Raw genomic sequence first — 16,929 nt, forward strand, 5'->3', positions numbered from 1 at the left:
CTATCTGCGGCGCCTATATTTGTCTAAACCGGTCCTCTCGGTCAAGGAGAAAGCTTTGCAAACCCTGCCTGCTGCCGACTGCAGACCACCTGACTCGCGCTGAACCCACGCGTCCAATACGACCGATCCGGGACAGTGCGACCGATCCGGGTCGATACGACCGAACCGGGACACGGCACCAACCGGTCACATGTACCCCGACCGTACGCATGTACGCCCCGTTCCACCCGGCGGAACCGCCCGGACCACCTCCAGAGACAAACGGCACGGCCGGCGCCCTACCTCAGCACTGTTGGTTCTTCCGGGGTGAACAGTTGAACGGGCCGGTCACGATTGCTTCATACGCACCGAGCACTCCTTTCAGGATGAGTTCGCGTCGTGTCCGCCATAGCTTGTACCTTGATCCCCATGACGACACTTGTCCTCTTTCACCACGTCCTGGGCTTGACCCCTGGCGTGGTCTCCGTCGCCGACTCTCTCCGTCACGAAGGTCTGAATGTGCTGACTCCGGACCTGTTCGACGGCAAAACCTTCGATGAGCTCTCCACTGGCTTGGCCTTTAGCAATGAATTGGGCGATGACGAACTGCTTCATCGTGCAGAACTGGCTTGTGACGGCCTGCCAGCCGATGTCGTGTACGGTGGGCTGTCGCTGGGCGTCTTCCCAGCCCAGCACCTGCTCCAGACTCGCCCTGGTGCGGTAGGGGCAGTCCTTTTCCATTCGTTCTTCGACCCCACTCAGCTGGCGGGGTCCTGGCCCACACAGTGCCCTGTGGAGGTCTTCGGCATGGACCACGATCCCTTCTTCGTGGACGACGGAGACCTAGCCATTGCGCAGGCTTGGCAGCGAAAACACGCAAACCTTCACATTCACCTGTACCCCGGCGAGGGGCACTTGTTCCTGGAGCCGTCACTCCCGGACTATGACGAGCGTGCAAGCCGAAAGGCGATACGAGACTTAATTTCCACTCTGCATGCGATTGGGCACAAATGACCCCACGTACCGACATCTCTTCGGGCTACATCACCGTCGCTCTCGGGCCGAGGACATGGGACGTATTCGCCGAACTTATCGAACGTAACAACGGCGTGTTCGGTGGTTGTTGGTGCATCGGATACCACCCCGAGTGTGGCCGCATCCCGCGTGCCGCCCAGCGACAGGCGAAACACCACCGCGTCCTCAACGGCGAGGCACACGCAGCCCTGGTATTGGACGCCGAGGGAAGTTGTCAGGCCTGGGCGCAGTACGGGCCGCCGGATGAGCTGGCGGGCATAAAGCATCGCCGTGCTTATGACAAGCAACCACCGCCTTTGCCTGATTGGCGGCTCGCTTGCGTCTACGTCGATCCGAAGCACCGCGGCCAAGGCTTGGCCACGGCAGCGATTCTTGGCGCGGTCGAACTCATCGCTCAAGCAGGCGGAGGCGTGGTCGAGGCAATCAGTGACACGACGGCCGGCCGGAACGCGCAGAGCAGGTTCCTGTTCACCGCGACGGTCGAGCTACTGGAGGACCTTGGCTTCAAGCGCATTCGCCAGGTCGGCAAACATGCATGGATATTGACAATGCTCGTTCCTCCCAGGACCTGATCCACCAGCTGGCTCCATATCAACGTCCCGATGCTGCACTCACCCGTGCCATCGCCTCATCGTCGACGGCCCCCTCAATTGCTTCCAGACGCCAGGATCAGCCCGCCTCCAGGATGATCGCTTGATGCTCCGGACCACCCAGAGATCGCAAATGTTGCAACGGGGTACATGCGACCGGCCGGTACCACGGCACCAAGCAGTCACATGTACCCCGACCGTACGCATGTACGCCCCGGGTCGATACGACCGCTCGGGGGCGCGGCACCAACCGGTCACATTTACCCCGACCGTACGCATGTACGCCCCGGGTCGATACGACCGAACCGGGGCACGGCACCAAGCGGTCACATGAACCCCAACCGTACGCATGAACGCCCCGGGTCAATACGACCGAACCAGGGAACGGCACCAAGCAGTCACATGAACCCCGACCGTACGCATGTACGCCCCGGGTCGATACGACCGCACCGGGGGCACAACACCAGTCGGTCACATGTACCCCGACCGCACGCATGTACGCCCCGGGTCAATACGACCGCACCGGGGCGCGGCACCAAGCAGTCACATGTACCCCGACCGTACGCATGTACGGCCTGCGCCAACACACGTCCCCAGCCCGGCGCCCCAGGCCCCAGATACGACAAAACCCGGAACTGCTCTTCGTTGCAATTCCGGGTGTTTCGTCGGGCTGACAGGATTTGAACCTGCGACCCCTTGACCCCCAGTCAAGTGCGCTACCAAGCTGCGCCACAGCCCGTTGCTTCCTTCGCGCCGGTGTCCGGCCCGCCGTTAGCGACCGGTGAAGCTTAACCCACTCAGGCCCTTTCCACCAAAACCACGTCTGTGTGGTTCACCGCACGCCCCGCACTCCAACCACCGGCCCTCTGCCGCACGCCCCACGCCCCGCACACCCAAGCTCACCGCCCCGCACTCCAACCACCTCGCCACCCGCCCACCTCCCACCATCCCGCGCCCACATCGCCCGTCGTGCCCGCCCCGAGCAGCGTCGATAAACTGCCCGGGTGACTTACAACCTTTCTCGCCTTGATGCCGCCGCCCGTAGCGCCTTCACGGTGCACTCCTATGACGTGCACGTGGACCTGACGGGGGCCGCCACCCAGAACGCCACCACTTTCACCACCACCTCGCGGGTGCGCTTTGACGCCCCGGAAGCCACCCGCACCTTCCTGGACTGCGTGGGGCAGAGCGTGGAGCGCGTGGTGGTGAACGGCGCCGAGTCCGCCATCGAATTTGACGGCTCGCGCGTGTTTTTCACGGCGGCGGCGGGGGAGAACGACGTCACGGTGACCTCCACGATGGTCTTTTCGCGCACGGGGGAGGGCCTGCACCGCTACGTGGACCCGGCCGACAGCGCCGTCTACCTCTACACGCAGTTCGAGCCGACGGACTCGCGCCGCCTGTACGCCAACTTCGACCAGCCTGACCTGAAGGCGGTCTTCCGTTTGAGCGTGGACGCTCCCACGGAGTGGACGGTGCTTTCGAACCAGCCGGTGGCCGACGTCGTCCCTCTGACCGGCGGTGAGGCACCGTCCGCTGTTATCCCGACCGGTGAGGAGGGTGCTCACGCCCCGGCGCCGGCCACGGTGGGCGCGCTGGCGGGCAATGTGCGCACCACGTTCCATCCCACCCCGCGCGTCTCGACTTACCTGACGGTGTTGTGCGCCGGCCCGTACCAGCGTGTGGTGACGTCGCGGTGGGAGGGCAACGCGGAGCGGGGCGAGAAGGACATCGACCTGGGCGTGTATGCGCGCGCCTCGATGGCCCCGTACGTGGACGGCGAGCTGATGGAGACGGTGACCCGCCAGGGCCTTTCCCTGCTGCATGAGCGTTTTGCCTTCCCCTACCCGTGGGGTAAGTACGACCAGATTTTTGTGCCGGAGTACAACCTGGGCGCGATGGAGAACCCGGGCTGCGTGACTTTCACCGAGTCGTTCCTGGCCAAGACCAAGGCGACGCGCAACCTGTCGCAGCAGCTTGCCAACGTGGTGATGCACGAGATGACGCACATGTGGTTTGGCGACCTGGTGACGCCGCAGTGGTGGGACGATCTGTGGTTGAAGGAGTCGTTTGCTGACTTCATGGGTTCTTACGCCACCGCCACGGCAACGGAGTTCACGGATGAGTGGACGTCGTTCTGCTTTGGCCGCAAGGCGTGGGCGTACGTGCAGGATTCGTACCCGACCACGCACCCGATCCTGGCTGACATCCCGGATGTGGAGGCCGCCAGCCAGAACTTCGACGGGATCACTTACGCCAAGGGTGCCTCGGTGCTGCGCCAGCTGGTGGCCTACGTGGGGGAGGAGGCGTTCTTCGCGGCGGCGCGCGCGTTCTTTGCGGAGCGCGCATTCGGTACGGCCACGTTGAAGGACTTCCTGGATGCGCTGAGTGCGGCCTCTGGGCGTGACATGAGCGCGTGGGCGCAGGCGTGGCTGGCAACGTCCTCGCCCTCGGCGCTGTGGGTGGAGTTGGAGTCTGACGCTGCCGGCGTGGCCGCCTTTACGGTGCACCAGAGTGGCACGGACGGGCCGGGCGGCGCCCCGGTTTTGCGGCCGCACCGCCTGCGGGTGGAGTTCTTTGCGGTGGACGACGCTGCCCTGGTTTCCCTGTACCAGCACGACGCCGTCATCGAGGCGGCCGCCACGCGTTTCGAGCTGCCTGCTGGCGCGGTGCCGCGCGCGGACCTGGTGCTGGTCAACTCCGGTGACCTGACCTACGGGCTGGTGCACCTGGGCGCCGAGCAGGCGCAGGTGGCCATGGAGTACGTTGGGACGCTGGCCGATTCGCTGGACCGCGCGGTGGTGTGGTCGGCGCTGCTGGCGAGCCTGCGCGACGCCCTGCTGCCGGCCCGCGACTTCGTGAAGGCGGTGCTGCGCCACGCCCCGGGGGAGGCCGACGCCGCCCTGCTCTCCACGCTGCTGCGCGAGGCGCGCGCGGCCGTGGAGCGTTTTGTGCCGGCCGAGCAGCTGGACAACGCGCGCGGCGAACTGGTGCGCGGCCACCTGGACGCCCTGGCGGCGACCGTGCCGGGCAGCGACTCGCAGGAACTGGTGGCCAAGTCCCTGGCGGCGATCCACGCACCGGGCGAGAACCCTGTGCGTGAGGAGTACGTGGAGCGGCTGTGGCAGGTCGCGCGCGGCCAGGTGGAGGGCCTGGCGGCCAGCCCGGAGCTGGTGTGGCAGGCGCTGATCAACCTGACCAGCCTGGGTGAGGACACTGCGGAGGCGGTAAAGGCGCACGCCCTGGTCGATCCGTCGGGCGACGGCGTTACCGCGCAGGTGGAGATCGAGGCCGCCCGCCCCTCGGCGGCCGCCAAGGACGCCGCGTGGGCGCTGGCCACCGGGGCAGAGGCCTCCAACGACCACGTGGCCGCGGCCGTCATGGGCCTGATGCGCACCGCAGACAAGGGGCTGCTGGCCCCGTTCACGGCGCGCTACTACGAGCTGCTGGACACGGTGTGGCAGGACCACTCCATCGCCATCTCCCGCTGGCTCATCAACGGGCTCTACCCGCGCTGGGAGGAGTACGCAGACAACGAGCGCGCCACAAACGAGGCCCTGGCGAAGGACCCGGCGGCCGGACTGCGCCGCCTGCTGATCGAGCGCCTCGATGAGGTGGCCCGCAACGAGCGCGCACGCCAGGCGGCCCGGTAAGGCCCGGGCTTTCCCAACCCGATGTAGGCGGTGGGGTGGGCCCACGATTTTGGGCCCACCCCACCGCTCGTGCGTCCCACCCCGTGGGACGCACGCTCAGATATCACCGCGCCTCAGCGCGGCGCGGCAGCAAAGCAAAGGCGCGGGAGGTAGCGTCGTCCACGAAAGGAGGGCCCATGGTGCACTTGCGCGGACGCGAACTGTCCGTTCTGCGCGAGATCATGGACAATCCGATCGCGTCGGAGGCCGAGCACGGCGCGTTGGCGGCCCGGCGCGTCTACGAAAAGCCGGCCTCTCTGCCGGTTCGCGTCCTGATCGTGATTGGCTGCGCCCTGGCCACGGCCGTTTCCATCTGGGCCGCCAAGGGCCTCATGCCGGTGATCGACGCCCGCCAGGCCACCAACGGCCACCTGCTCATGGAGATTGAGTCCGCCCAGGATCACCAGGAGAACCTTGTCAGGGGCCGCGACCTGGCCGCCCAGGAGCTGGAGAGCGAGCGCGAACGCGTGCTGACCGCCGCCGGCTACGAGGCCCCGCCGCCGGCGCTGCAGATCGCTGCGGCGACGTCGCAGGTGGAGGGCCCGGGCATCTCCGTCACCTTCACCGCCACCAGCCAGGTCGAGGCCAAGATGCGCGACCGCGAACTCTCCCTACTGGTCAACTACCTGTTCGCGGCGGGCGGGGAGGCGATCTCCATCAACGGCCACCGCCTGGGGACCACCGCAGCCATCCGCGCTGCTGGAGGGGCCATCTTGGTGAACCTGCAGCCGCTGCTCCCGCCTTACCGGGTGGAGGCAATCGGAGACACCACCGCCCTCCAGGGTGCGCTAGTAGAGGGGGAGAGCGGCAAACTGCTGCTGGATCTGCGCGGGCGCGGCATCCAGGTGGACGTGGTTCCTGAACCGGAACTGCGACTGCCGGCAGCGCCTATCCCCAACTTGGACGACACTCGCACCGGAAAGGACAGCTAAGTGCTCGCTCTCATTGGACTGGCTCTGGGAATCGCGCTAGGCGTGTTCATTACCCCAGATATTCCGCCCGCGCTTACGCCCTATCTTCCAATCGCCGTGGTGGCGGCCCTGGATGCCGCCTTCGGTGGCCTGCGCGCGTTCTTCGACGGCGTGTTCAGCGACCGCCTATTCGTCACCTCGTTCATCTTCAACGTGCTGGTGGCCGCGTTCATCGTGTTCCTGGGCGACCGCCTGGGCGTGGGCCCGCAGATGACCACCGCCGTGGTGGTGGTGCTCGGCATCCGCATCTTCGCCAACGCGGCCGCGATCCGCCGCCACATCTTCAAGGCGTGAGGCCGATGGATTCCGAGCGTCCCCGTCCCAAGCGCGTCACGCGCGGCTCCATCGCGGTTTTCCTGGCCGCCACCCTGCTGGGCTTTGGCGTGGTGACCCAGTGGCGCCAGCAGGTGGAAAACCCGTTGGCGAGCATGCGTCAGGACGACCTGGTTCGCTACCTGGACGAACTCACCCGCCGCAACGAGCAGTTGGAGGCCGAGGAGCTGGACCTGCGCGCCCAGCTGGCGGAGTTGCAGCGAGGCGCGGACTCCGAGGCGGCGGCCCGCGCGGCCGCCGAGCAGCAGGCGCAGGTGGACGGCATCCTGGCCGGCACCCTGCCCGCGCGCGGCAGCGGCATCATCGCCTGGGTGACCGACCCGGACGCCAAGCTCACCGCCGCCACGGTGGTCAACCTGCTGGAGGAGCTGCGCAACGCCGGCGCCGAGGCGATCTCCGTGAACAACGTGCGCATCACGGCCACCAGTTGGGTTAAGCGCACCGGTGACACCCTGGTGATCGACGACGTTCCCGTTGTCTCCCCCCTCGTCATCACCGCGATCGGCGAGCCGCAGACGCTGGCGGTGGCGCTGGCGATCCCGGGCGGCGCGCAGGCCCAGATTAAGGCGGCCGGCGCCTCCATCCGCGTCGAGGAGCACGATTCGGTCAACGTGGAGGCGGTGCGCCAGATCGAGGAGCCGCAGTACGCGCGCGTGGTGCCGGCCTCCTGAGCGCCTTGCTGGCGGCTGCCGCCCGCACGGCGTGAGGGGGACGCGCCGGGGTTCGTGGCGAGGGACGACGTGCCCGCGCGCGCCTGCTATCTGGCGGCCGCCCGGCTCTAACGCCCGGTCCTGCACGGGCTGAGCAGGTGTACAGGATCCTTGCACCTTGCCCTGAAACGCGTGGACCGCGCGCAGGCTTGCGGCTAAACTCGCCTTTGCACGAGGAAAGGACAGGGCAATGAGCTTCGAGCAGGGAATTGACCCCACCAGCACCGCTCAGTTCAGCGCGATTACCCTCAACGCGCCCGGCGACGAGTTGGTCACCCCTCAACCGCTGGGTGCCGACGACCGCGCCGCCGTGGCCGCCCTGCCTCCCCACGCCGCCCTGCTCATCGTTCAGCGTGGCCCGAACGTGGGCGCCCGCTTCCTGCTCGACGCGAAGCTGACCACCGCCGGACGCCGGCCCACTGCGGACATCTTCTTGGACGACACCACCGTCTCTCGCCGTCACGCGGAGTTTCACGCCACCGAGACCGGCTTCGAGGTGCGGGACATGGGCAGCCTGAACGGCACCTACGTCAACCGCGAGATCATCGACTCCTGCCCGCTGCGCAGCGGCGATGAGGTCCAGATCGGCAAGTACCGCTTCACCTTCGTAGCCAGCCCGAACCGGGGTGCCCAGGCATGAGCCCTGCTGTTGGAGCTGCCGCGTCCACGCCGGCGCGGCAGGAGGAAAAGCGCGGATACTGGCCCTTCGACCTCTCGCGCGCCCCGGAGTTCACCATCGGAGACACGGCCGATCGCCTGCGCACCGAGTTCCCCGCCCTGAAGGTCTCCAAGCTGCGTTACCTGGAGGAGCAGGGGCTGGTCTCCCCGCACCGCACCGGCGCCGGCTACCGCAAGTACTCCGAGACTGACATCGCCCGCGTGCGCTACGTGCTGCAGGTGCAGCGCGACTTCTTTGTGCCCCTGGACCAGATCCGCGAGGTGCACCTGCGCGCCCTGGATGCCGGCCTGCAGACCGAGCCCGGCCGGGTGGCCCGCGTGGTGGCCTCCGACGGCCAGCTGGTGCGCCCTGGCCCGAACGAGCAGATCTCGATGCAGACCCTGGAGGACCTCACGGGCGTGAGCATCGAGCGGATCGAGGAGTACCTGCAGGCGGGCCTGCTGGAGACGAACTCCAAGGGGCAGCTCACCGGCCGCAACGTGGACGTGGTCTCCGCGCTGGAGGAGCTGGGGCAGCACGGCATTAGCGTGCGCAACCTGATGCCGGTGCGCCGCGCAGCGGAGAACGCAGCCGGCGTGATCGAGGCAGCGGTCAGCTCCAGGCGCGCCCAGAACTCCGGGGTCGCCCAGGAGCGCGCCAACGCGCGGGCCGCAGAGCTGGGGGAGTGCTACGCCAAGCTGTTCACCGCCCTGCTGCGCAACGAGATCGCAAGGTAACGGTTAAGTCTCAACTTTAAGTTGAAGGTTAGACTCGCCGCGTCGTTCGTTGACGAGGCGGGGGAGTGCTTCTAGTTTTGGGCTCATGGCGTTCGCGTAACGCAATTCCCTCCGCACTCGAATGGAGCCAACAGATGAGCACGCAACACGGTGACTCTCTGCGGCAGCAGCCCATGCTGTTTGGTGACCCCACCGCCAGCCTTGACCAGCAGACCGGCTATCGCGGCCCCGTGGCCAGCCACGCGGCCGGCGTGACCTACCGGCAGCTGGACTACTGGGCCCGCACCGGGCTGGTGGAGCCCTCCGTGCGCACCGCCAAGGGCTCCGGCTCCCAGCGCCTGTACTCCTTCCGCGACATCCTGGTGCTCAAGGTGGTCAAGCGCCTGCTGGACTCCGGGGTCTCGCTGCAGCAGATCCGCAAGGCGATCGAGCACCTGGCCAAGCGCGGCATCGACGACCTGGCCGGGATCACGCTCATGTCCGATGGCGCCTCCGTCTACGAGTGCACCTCCGATGAGGAAGTGATCGACCTGGTCAAGGGCGGGCAGGGCGTGTTCGGCATCGCCGTGGGGCGCGTTTGGCACGAGGTGGAGGGCACGCTGGCCCAGCTGCCCACCGACCGCGACGACGACTCCCAGCCGACCGTGGTGGACGAGCTCGCCGAGCGTCGGCGCGCGCGCCGCAGCCGCCAGGCCTCGTAAAACTGGCCTTACTGGCCGCCTCGCCGCAACCCGCCGCTCGCGAACGCGCCGCCGCGCGCGTCCAGGGGCGAGGGGCTGAGCGATAACACTGCCGGGGGCGGGAAGGATTTTCATCCTTCCCGCCCCCGGGCTTTGTTTTGCGGTTCGGTCAGCGCGTGGCGAGCCTGACGGATTGTTCCACCCGCTTGGACACCAGCTTCTCGCCGCCCACCAGGAAGGCGGACACCGGGCGCGGCAGGGACTTCAGGTGCCTCTCCGTGAGGGGCTCCAGCTTGGTCGAGGCGGTCAGGAGCAGCACCCCGCCCTGGCGGGCGGTGAGCGCGGAGGCGGCCAGGGCGTCGGGGAAGTTGTTGCCGTTGGCGATCACCACGCGGCTGGGCTGGGCGAGCGTGGCCGGCCCCGAGGGGTAGGCGCGGGCCAGCTGCGCGGCGGTGTCGACCCGGGAGGCTCCCACCACCCGCCTGGTCGGGACGATTCCGGCGCCGTCCAGGGCCCGGTTGCCGGCGCCGCCCACGGAGACGATCTCCAGCTCCTGGGCGTGCTGGCGCAGGAACTGCTCCGTGCCCGCCGGGAGGGAGGCGCCATTGGTGACGACCGTGATGGACTCTGCGTTCTCAGAGATCGCGCCGGCGGCCAGGCCGTCGGGGAAGTTGGCGCCGTCGGTGACCAGGACGCGGCGCACCCTGCCCGCGTCCGCCGCCAGGGCACGCTGCGCGATCAGCACCGAGGTCTCCGCCCGGTTCTGGCCCGCGATGCGCTCAGACTCCAGTCCGGCTCCGCTCAGGCTGGCCTCCACGGCCGCCGGGACGGCGCCGTGCCCGCCCAGGATCACCACCTTGGTCACGCCGCGCCGCTTGAGCGTGTTGAGCACCTGTGGCTCCAGCGCGCCCTTGGTGTTGGTCAGGTAGATCGGCGCGTCCAGGAGCCGGGACAGGCCGCCGGCGCTCAGGGCGTCGGCGTAGCTGCGGCCCGTGGCGAGCAGGGCGGTAGGGGAGGGCTCCTGCGCCTGGGTGATGCTCACGGCGGTGGCCACGCGGTCGGCCCCGGACAGGCGGGTGATCATCTGCGCGTCCACCCGCACCTGCCGGGTGAAGCTGCGCCGCGAACCGGTGGGGGTGAAGGTGATCGTGGCGGTGCCCGGCGTGCGCGGGCTCAGCACGCCGGTGTTGGCGTCCACGCTGAGGACGTCGGGGGCGGAGGAGGAGTAGGTGCCCGTGACCGCGAAGGTCATCGACTTGTACACCGTGGTGGCACTTAGCTGCGCGCGGTCGTTGCGCGCGAGCACGCCCGGATCCGTCAGCGTTACTGCGCCGGAGTCCGGGATCGGCACGTCCACCGCGTAGCAGCCGTCGCCCACCGCCAGAGCAGGGCTGCTGGCCTGCTCCGAGATGGAGACGTTCACGTAGTGGGTGTCCTCTGACTGGGCGAAGGCGTGGAAGCGCAGCTTGGGGTCCAGCAGCAGGTAGAGGTGCCCGGTTTCCCCGTTGAACGCGCCCTTGTGCTTGATGAGCTGGGGCAGCTCTTCCTCCCACATCTTCAAACCGTATGAGGGGCTCATGCGGTGGGGACGGCAGGCCAGGTTCTCGGAGCTGACGTACTGGCCGGTCTTGAGCGTGAGCCCGAACGCCTCCCCGGTGCCGGGGCGCTCGTGTGCGATGCCGGTCAGAATCTGCTCTGCGGCCCGCTGGATCGCCACCCGCTCGGCGTCGTGATCCCACACCACGCGTTCGGCGTACTCGTTGGCGGAGCGGATGCCGGCCTGGGCCAGGGCGGTGCGCAGTGGCTTGCCGTCGAAAGGGGGATTGGCATTCCACATGCGGCGGCGCATCGCCCTGAAGTCGTTCATGGCGGTGCGCCGCACCTCGCCCTGACGCAGGCGCACCGGCACGCGCACCTGCATGCCCGCGCCCAGCTCTAGACCCAGGTCCAGGTAGCGGGAGTTGGACAGGGTGCAGGAGGACCGGATGGGCTTCAGGCAGGGGTGGCCGCCGCTGAGCGGGAAGGCGGCCTGCTCGTTGCCGACGGCGCCAGTGACGGCCCCGTCCGCGTCACGGCCGGAGCCACCTACCTGCGCGCCCGGCTCAGGCTGTGCCGCCTCCTCGGTGGGCTCCCCGCCGGTGTTGGCTAACTTCGCACCACCTTCGTCTCGGTTTGGGCCGGCCGGGCCCTGGTCGAACGGCGCCCAGGTCGGCTCACCGGCGCCACCGGCGCCACCGGGGGCGGCCTCGGGCACGCCGAGCGGCGGTGCGGCAGCGTCGTCCAGCACGATCGGCAGGGACAGGCCGGTGATCGGTGCGGCCGCATCGCCGCTGTCTGCGGTGGGGCGCGGGGAAGGCGAAATCGACACGTCGGCCGCCGCGACGGGCGCCACCAGGGTGGCCGTAACGCAGGCGGCGAGCAGCGATGCACGAAGGCGACGCATTCAAACTCCTAGGCGGGAACCATGCGCGACCACACAGCTCGCAGGTACCGCCTGACCGCGCCGGGATTGACAGACCTTGCTCAATCCCGGCCTTAGCTTATGCGCGCACGCCCGTGTTTGAAGAAAAGCGCCCGTGTCGCAGACGGGGTGCCGAATCGGGGGGAGCCCCCTCCCGCCCGATCTGACATAATGTACATTATCGGCGCTTTGCGTGACTTCGGAGAGGGGTATCCGCCCGGCCTGGCCAAGCACAGCAGCGCCGCCAGCGGGCCGTGTCCCATCCTGCGGTGCGCGCCGTGCGCGGCCAGGCCGGGACGTGCGCAGTCAGCCTTGACTAGTCGCTGCCCGCTCTAGCCGCGCAGCTCGTCCCACCAGTTCAGGAACGCCAGCAGCTGGGCGTCCCAGAAGTCCCAGTCGTGCGCGCCCGGACCGTAGAACGTATGAATGGCGGACTCGCCGTGCGCCGCCTTCGCCGCCGCCACGAAGTCCAGGTTGTGCTGGAACAGCGGATCCTGCTCGCCACAGCTGACGTACAGGGCCGGCAGGCTGGCGCGGTCCACCAGACCCACCTGGGTCAGCAGGTCGACTTCGGTTCCTTCCAGCGGCGCATCGGGCCCAAAGACACGCCGGTGCTCGCCGCGCTCCAGCTCCTGCCAGCGGGCGGCCACGTTGAGGGTGCCGCTGAAGGCGCCACACACCGAGAACCGCTCGGGTGCGGCCAGCGCCCAGTGCATCGCGGCATACCCGCCCATGGACAGGCCGGCCACGCCGCAGTGCTCGGCCGGCACGTCCAGGCGCAGCAGCTCGGAGACGAACTTCGGCATGTCATAACGTAGGTAGTCCCAGTAGCGCATGCCGCCCACCTCGTTGGCCCCATACGAGCGCCCGAGTTCGGGCATGACCACCACGATGTTGCGCCCCTTGACGTACTGGGTCAGGCGGGAATTGCGCGTCCAGATGGTGCAGTTTCCGCTCATGCCGTGCAGCAGGAACAGCAACCGCTTGGGCTTTTGCCGCCCCTCTCCCCCGCTGCCGGCGGCAAGAATCGTGCCCTCCTTGTCCGACGGGTCGAAGACCGTGACCGGCACCTCCATCTGCAGGGAGGGCGCATACCATTCATAGCGCGCGATAGCCATAAGGCAACCCTAACGAACCCGCCCCGGCCGCGCGGCCCCAATTGCCCACCAGTCCGTCCCTCTCCCCCGCCGCCGCGAAAGACGAAGGGGCGGGCGGCACCCCGTTGTGCCGCCCGCCCCAGCCCGGCGCTGCAATCAGCGGCGCTTGCCGGCGCCGATCAGCGCCCAGGCGCCCGGCACGAGCGCTGCCACGAGCACGCTCTTGAGCGCGTCGCCCACCAGGAACGGGACCACGCCCTTCTGGATGGCCACGATCACCGGCATGTCCACGTGAATGACCATCCAGGTCACGCCCAGCAGGTAGACCAGGCCGGAGGCGCCCGCGCAGGCCAGCGCGAACTTCCACACCGAACGGTCCACGCCGCGCTCGGCGGCGTAACCCACGGCGTAGGCCGCCAGCACGTAGCCCAGGATGTAGCCGAAGGTGGGCGTCACGCCGTACTTGAAGCCGGCAAAGACGGGCGCCCCGACCATGCCGAGCAGGGCGTAGAGCCCCACGGCGGCGGTGCCCCGCTTGATGCCCAGGGCCGCGCCGACGGCCAGCACGCCCAGCGTGCCCAGAGAGACGGGCACCGGGGTGAAGCCGAGCGGGATGCGCACCTGGCTGAGCAGGAACACCACCAGGGTGCCGGAGAGCACCAGCGCCGCGTCGCGCGCCAGGGAGGCGGCCTTGGCGCCCCACATCGAATCAGCTAGGACCAGCGTGTCAGTCTTGTTTGCCATGCGTCCCAGCATGCCATCCCCCTGCGCGCCACACATGCCTGCGCCGCCCATGGAACTTCCGGCCACATTTTGTATGTTCCCTCCAAGTGGACGACGCCGACCGCCCGGCCGCCCGGCGCATGCATTGCAGATCACACACAAGAATCGCTATACTTAATGCTTCGCATGCGCACCTGGTGGTGCGCCCGACGGAAGGACCTTGATGGCCGAGCGCGCTTTGCGTGGAATGAAGATCGGGGCTCACAGCCTGGAGTCCGAGGAGGGCGTGGCGTTCGCCCCGCGCGTGCGCGTTGAGTACATCTGCGTCAACGGCCACGTCACCGCGATCCCCTTCGCCGACGACGCTGAGATCCCGGCCACCTGGGAGTGCAAGTGCGGCGCCAAGGGCGTGCGCGTTGGCGAGGCCGACCAGGAAGAGGAAAAGCCGGTCAAGCCGCAGCGCACCCACTGGGACATGCTGCTGGAGCGTCGCTCCATCGAGGAGCTGGACGAGCTCCTGGAGGAGCGCCTGGAGCTGCTGCGCACCGGTCAGCTGCGCCGCTTCTGACCCCGCCGGCGCCGCGCGCACCCAGGCCCGCCCGGCGGCACTAGCCGGGCGCCCGGCAAGTGAAAGATGGCCCGCCCCGAGGCAATCGGGGCGGGCCACCTTTGTGCCTAAGCGCTAATTCACTTGCGGCGCTTGAAGAGATTGCGCAGCTGGCGCGAGCGCTTCTGGAAGCCCCACTTGGCGGTGCGGCCCAGCGCCTCGGTGATGATGTTGCCGCTCATCTTGGAAACGCCCTGCTCGCGCTCGACAAAGCTGATCGGCACCTCGGCGATCTTGCCGCCGATCGCGTCAACGCGGCGGGTCATGTCGATCTGGAAGCAGTAGCCGGCGGACTCGATGGAGGTCAGGTCCAGGCGGCGCAGCAGGTCGGCGCGGAACACGCGGAAGCCGGCGGTGGCGTCACGCACGCCCATGCCCAGCCAGATCTCGGTCCACAGGGAGCCACCGCGCGAGAGCAGGCGGCGGCGCAGCGGCCAGCCCACGGTGCCGCCGCCGCGCACCCAGCGCGAGCCGATCACCAGGTCGGGGTGGTCGGGCGCCTGGGCGCGGTGCAGCAGCACGGGCAGCTGCTCGGGGCGGTGGGAGCCGTCAGCGTCCATCTCGCACAGGAAGTCGTACCCGCGCTCCAGGCCCCACTGGAAGGCCGCGATGTAGGCGGGGCCCAGGCCTTCCTTCTTGGTGCGGTGCAGCACGTGCACGCGCTCGTCCTGCGCCGCCTTCTCATCGGCCCACTTGCCGGTGCCGTCCGGGGAGGCGTCGTCCGCGATCAGGACGTGGACCTCGGGGGCGGCGCGCAGGATCCGCTCCAGCACTCCAGGTAGGGACTCCATCTCGTTGTAGGTGGGGATACACACCAGGATGCTCATGCTTTAACACCTCATCAGTTATCTATCAGGCGCGCCGTTGCGCTTTGGCACTCAAGGCCAAGGTGATTCTACTCCGCGCGGCGACCACCAGTCCGCACCCGGCCAGGAGCGCGGCGCCCAGGGCCAGCGCGTTCTCCACGACGCCGCCTATGCGGGCCGCGATGGTGAGGGGCTGCTCCCCCACCGGGAATTCGAACAGGAGGCTGCGGGCGGTGAACAGTTCGCGCTTGTCCAGCAGGGTGCCGTCGGGCCCCACCACGCCGCTGACGCCGACCGTGGAGATCTGCACGGCGGGCCGGTTGAACTCCGCGGCGCGCAGGCGGGTCATGGTCAGCTGCTGTTCGCTTTCGGCGGTGTAGCCGAAGGTGGCGTTGTTGGTGGGGATGTAGAGGAATTCGCCGCGCGCGGCCTGCCGCATGACGCTGCCGACTCCGACCTCGAAGCAGATGCCCACGCCCACGTTCACCGTGCGTCCGAGCTGGGCGGCGTGCACGGGCAGGATCGCCGGGGCCGTGCCGGGCAGCATGTCGATGCTGAGTAGGTCGGTCAGGCTGCTCACGCGGGTGACGAAGGAGCGCATCGGCAGGAATTCGGCGAACGGGACGGGCACCTGCTTGGTGTACTGCGCCCCGTATTTGGCGCCGTCGAACAGCACGATGTCGTTGTATCGCACCAGCCTGGACGACGCTCCGCCCGCCTGGTTCTTGGCATCGGCCCGCGAGTTGGGGGCCGCCACGCCTCCGCCATGCGCGCCGGGCCGCCCGGTAGGCGCGGCGCCCTCTTGCTCGTAGCGCACGGCGCCCACCGCGATGGGGGCGGCTACGGCCGCCTGGGCGTCGCTGACCAGGGCGTGGATCTCGGGGTGGTCGCGCGGGTCGCGGTCTGCGGCATTCTCCGGCCACAGCACCATGTCTAGCTTCCAGCCGCGACTGGCGGCCACCTGCGCGGCCTTCTTGGTTTCCTCGGCGTGGTTGCGGGTTACCTCCGCCGCCACCAGGAAGGCGTCCATGCCGGGGTTGTCCACGTTGCCCTGCACGGCGGCCACCTTCACGGTCTCCCCCGCGCCCTCCACGCCGAGGGGGGCCATGCGCAGCCCGGGCACGAAGGCCGGGGCGATCGAGAGGGCCAAGGCCGTGCCGGCCAGGATCAGGGCGTTCTTCCCGTAGGACCACAGCACCAGCAGCAGGGCCAGGCCCCAGAAGGCCAGGAAGGCCACCAGCCCGGCGGAGGAGAGCAGGCGCACGTACGCCAGCAGCGGCCCGTCCACCTGGGTGTAAGACAGGTTAGCCCAGGCCAACCCGCCCCACGGGTAGTAGGAGCGCAGCACGTCGGTGCCGGCGAAGGCGAGCGCCCAGAACGCCGAGAGCGTGAGCACCTCCGCGATGGTCAGGCGCTCAGCCAGCGCCGAGTGCAGCACTCCGGGGCTGGGCGGGCGCCCGGCCAGGATCTCCTCGCGGGCTTCTTGCTGGGTGGGCGGGCGGCGCATGAGCGCGCCTGCCCGACGCGCGGCGCTCCAGGCGGCGTGGTGCCTGCGCCCCCGGCCGGTGAGGCGGTTGCCCGCCAGCGCGGTGATGCCCGTGGCGGCGGCCACGAACAGCGCCTCGAAGGCGCTAAGCAGCACCCACACCCACGTCGCGTCCAGCGAGAAGCGAATGAAGTAGAGGGTGGGCAGGAAGTAGGTCAGTCCCGCCAGGAAGCCGTAGAGCGTGGCCCGCGCGGCGCTGGTCTGCGGGTGAAGCGGCGCACGAAAAACGTCTATGGGTCCCAAGAGACTCGTTGTCACGGTAGGCGATTTCGCCATATCGGGTCACAACTGAACGAAGCAAGGA

General features: G+C 68.6%; 15 protein-coding genes and 1 tRNA gene. 10 read left to right on the plus strand and 6 right to left on the minus strand.

The genetic code is table 11. The features are described 5' to 3' along the window. Positions 1-408 precede the first annotated feature (408 nt). Positions 409-993, plus strand: a complete 585-nt coding sequence (locus tag AC4PWQ_RS04165) for a dienelactone hydrolase family protein (RefSeq protein ID WP_492089839.1) — start codon at positions 409-411, stop codon at positions 991-993. After that, positions 990-1,586 carry a GNAT family N-acetyltransferase gene (locus tag AC4PWQ_RS04170; protein WP_371174141.1) on the plus strand — a complete coding sequence of 199 codons (597 nt, stop codon included), beginning with the start codon at positions 990-992 and terminating at the stop codon, positions 1,584-1,586. Before AC4PWQ_RS04165 ends, AC4PWQ_RS04170 begins: the two co-directional genes overlap by 4 nt. A 683-nt stretch (positions 1,587-2,269) precedes the next feature. On the opposite strand, the gene AC4PWQ_RS04175 is transcribed toward AC4PWQ_RS04170, so the two are convergent. Further along, positions 2,270-2,343 (minus strand) — tRNA-Pro (locus AC4PWQ_RS04175). Positions 2,344-2,608: 265 nt separating this feature from the next. Between AC4PWQ_RS04175 and pepN the strand changes: the two genes are divergently transcribed. The 7 genes from pepN (at position 2,609) to AC4PWQ_RS04210 (ending at position 9,406) form a co-directional block, all read left to right on the plus strand. Continuing rightward, complete coding sequence (gene pepN / locus AC4PWQ_RS04180; protein WP_492089840.1) at positions 2,609-5,257, plus strand: aminopeptidase N; 2,649 nt, start codon at positions 2,609-2,611, stop codon at positions 5,255-5,257. Between the two features lie 176 nt (positions 5,258-5,433). Beyond that, positions 5,434-6,228 (plus strand): DUF881 domain-containing protein, encoded by a 795-nt coding sequence (locus tag AC4PWQ_RS04185; RefSeq protein ID WP_492089841.1) that lies wholly within the window; start codon positions 5,434-5,436, stop codon positions 6,226-6,228. Beyond that, positions 6,229-6,561: a small basic family protein gene (locus AC4PWQ_RS04190; protein ID WP_371152189.1), complete on the plus strand. Its 333-nt coding sequence runs from the start codon at positions 6,229-6,231 to the stop codon at positions 6,559-6,561. Between the two features lie 5 nt (positions 6,562-6,566). Beyond that, positions 6,567-7,271, plus strand: a complete 705-nt coding sequence (locus tag AC4PWQ_RS04195) for a DUF881 domain-containing protein (RefSeq protein WP_371152190.1) — start codon at positions 6,567-6,569, stop codon at positions 7,269-7,271. Positions 7,272-7,500: 229 nt separating this feature from the next. Then, complete coding sequence (locus AC4PWQ_RS04200; protein WP_371152191.1) at positions 7,501-7,950, plus strand: FHA domain-containing protein; 450 nt, start codon at positions 7,501-7,503, stop codon at positions 7,948-7,950. Continuing rightward, on the plus strand, positions 7,947-8,705 hold the full coding sequence (ftsR, locus tag AC4PWQ_RS04205) for a transcriptional regulator FtsR (protein ID WP_371152192.1): 759 nt from the start codon (positions 7,947-7,949) through the stop codon (positions 8,703-8,705). Before AC4PWQ_RS04200 ends, ftsR begins: the two co-directional genes overlap by 4 nt. Before the next feature lie 134 nt (positions 8,706-8,839). Further along, positions 8,840-9,406 (plus strand): MerR family transcriptional regulator, encoded by a 567-nt coding sequence (locus AC4PWQ_RS04210; RefSeq protein WP_371152193.1) that lies wholly within the window; start codon positions 8,840-8,842, stop codon positions 9,404-9,406. A gap of 148 nt (positions 9,407-9,554) precedes the next feature. On the opposite strand, the gene AC4PWQ_RS04215 is transcribed toward AC4PWQ_RS04210, so the two are convergent. The 3 genes from AC4PWQ_RS04215 to AC4PWQ_RS04225 all read right to left on the minus strand — a co-directional run bounded on the left by AC4PWQ_RS04215 (position 9,555) and on the right by AC4PWQ_RS04225 (position 13,687). Then, positions 9,555-11,828, minus strand: coding sequence for a cell wall-binding repeat-containing protein (locus tag AC4PWQ_RS04215; RefSeq protein ID WP_492089842.1), 2,274 nt, complete (start codon positions 11,826-11,828; stop codon positions 9,555-9,557). Positions 11,829-12,178: 350 nt separating this feature from the next. After that, positions 12,179-12,964: an alpha/beta hydrolase gene (locus AC4PWQ_RS04220; RefSeq protein WP_371152195.1), complete on the minus strand. Its 786-nt coding sequence runs from the start codon at positions 12,962-12,964 to the stop codon at positions 12,179-12,181. Between the two features lie 135 nt (positions 12,965-13,099). Continuing rightward, positions 13,100-13,687, minus strand: a complete 588-nt coding sequence (locus tag AC4PWQ_RS04225; protein ID WP_371152196.1) for a biotin transporter BioY — start codon at positions 13,685-13,687, stop codon at positions 13,100-13,102. A gap of 202 nt (positions 13,688-13,889) precedes the next feature. Between AC4PWQ_RS04225 and AC4PWQ_RS04230 the strand changes: the two genes are divergently transcribed. After that, positions 13,890-14,234 (plus strand): RNA polymerase-binding protein RbpA, encoded by a 345-nt coding sequence (locus AC4PWQ_RS04230; RefSeq protein ID WP_371152197.1) that lies wholly within the window; start codon positions 13,890-13,892, stop codon positions 14,232-14,234. Positions 14,235-14,353: 119 nt separating this feature from the next. On the opposite strand, the gene AC4PWQ_RS04235 is transcribed toward AC4PWQ_RS04230, so the two are convergent. After that, the gene (locus AC4PWQ_RS04235; protein ID WP_371152198.1) at positions 14,354-15,100 is read right to left on the minus strand and encodes a polyprenol monophosphomannose synthase; all 747 of its coding nucleotides are present in this window, start codon (positions 15,098-15,100) and stop codon (positions 14,354-14,356) included. A 25-nt stretch (positions 15,101-15,125) separates the two neighbouring features. Then, on the minus strand, positions 15,126-16,868 hold the full coding sequence (gene lnt / locus AC4PWQ_RS04240) for an apolipoprotein N-acyltransferase (RefSeq protein ID WP_492089843.1): 1,743 nt from the start codon (positions 16,866-16,868) through the stop codon (positions 15,126-15,128). Between the last annotated feature and the right edge of the window lie 61 nt (positions 16,869-16,929).

It is taken from the genome of Buchananella sp. 103232, assembly GCF_058725725.1.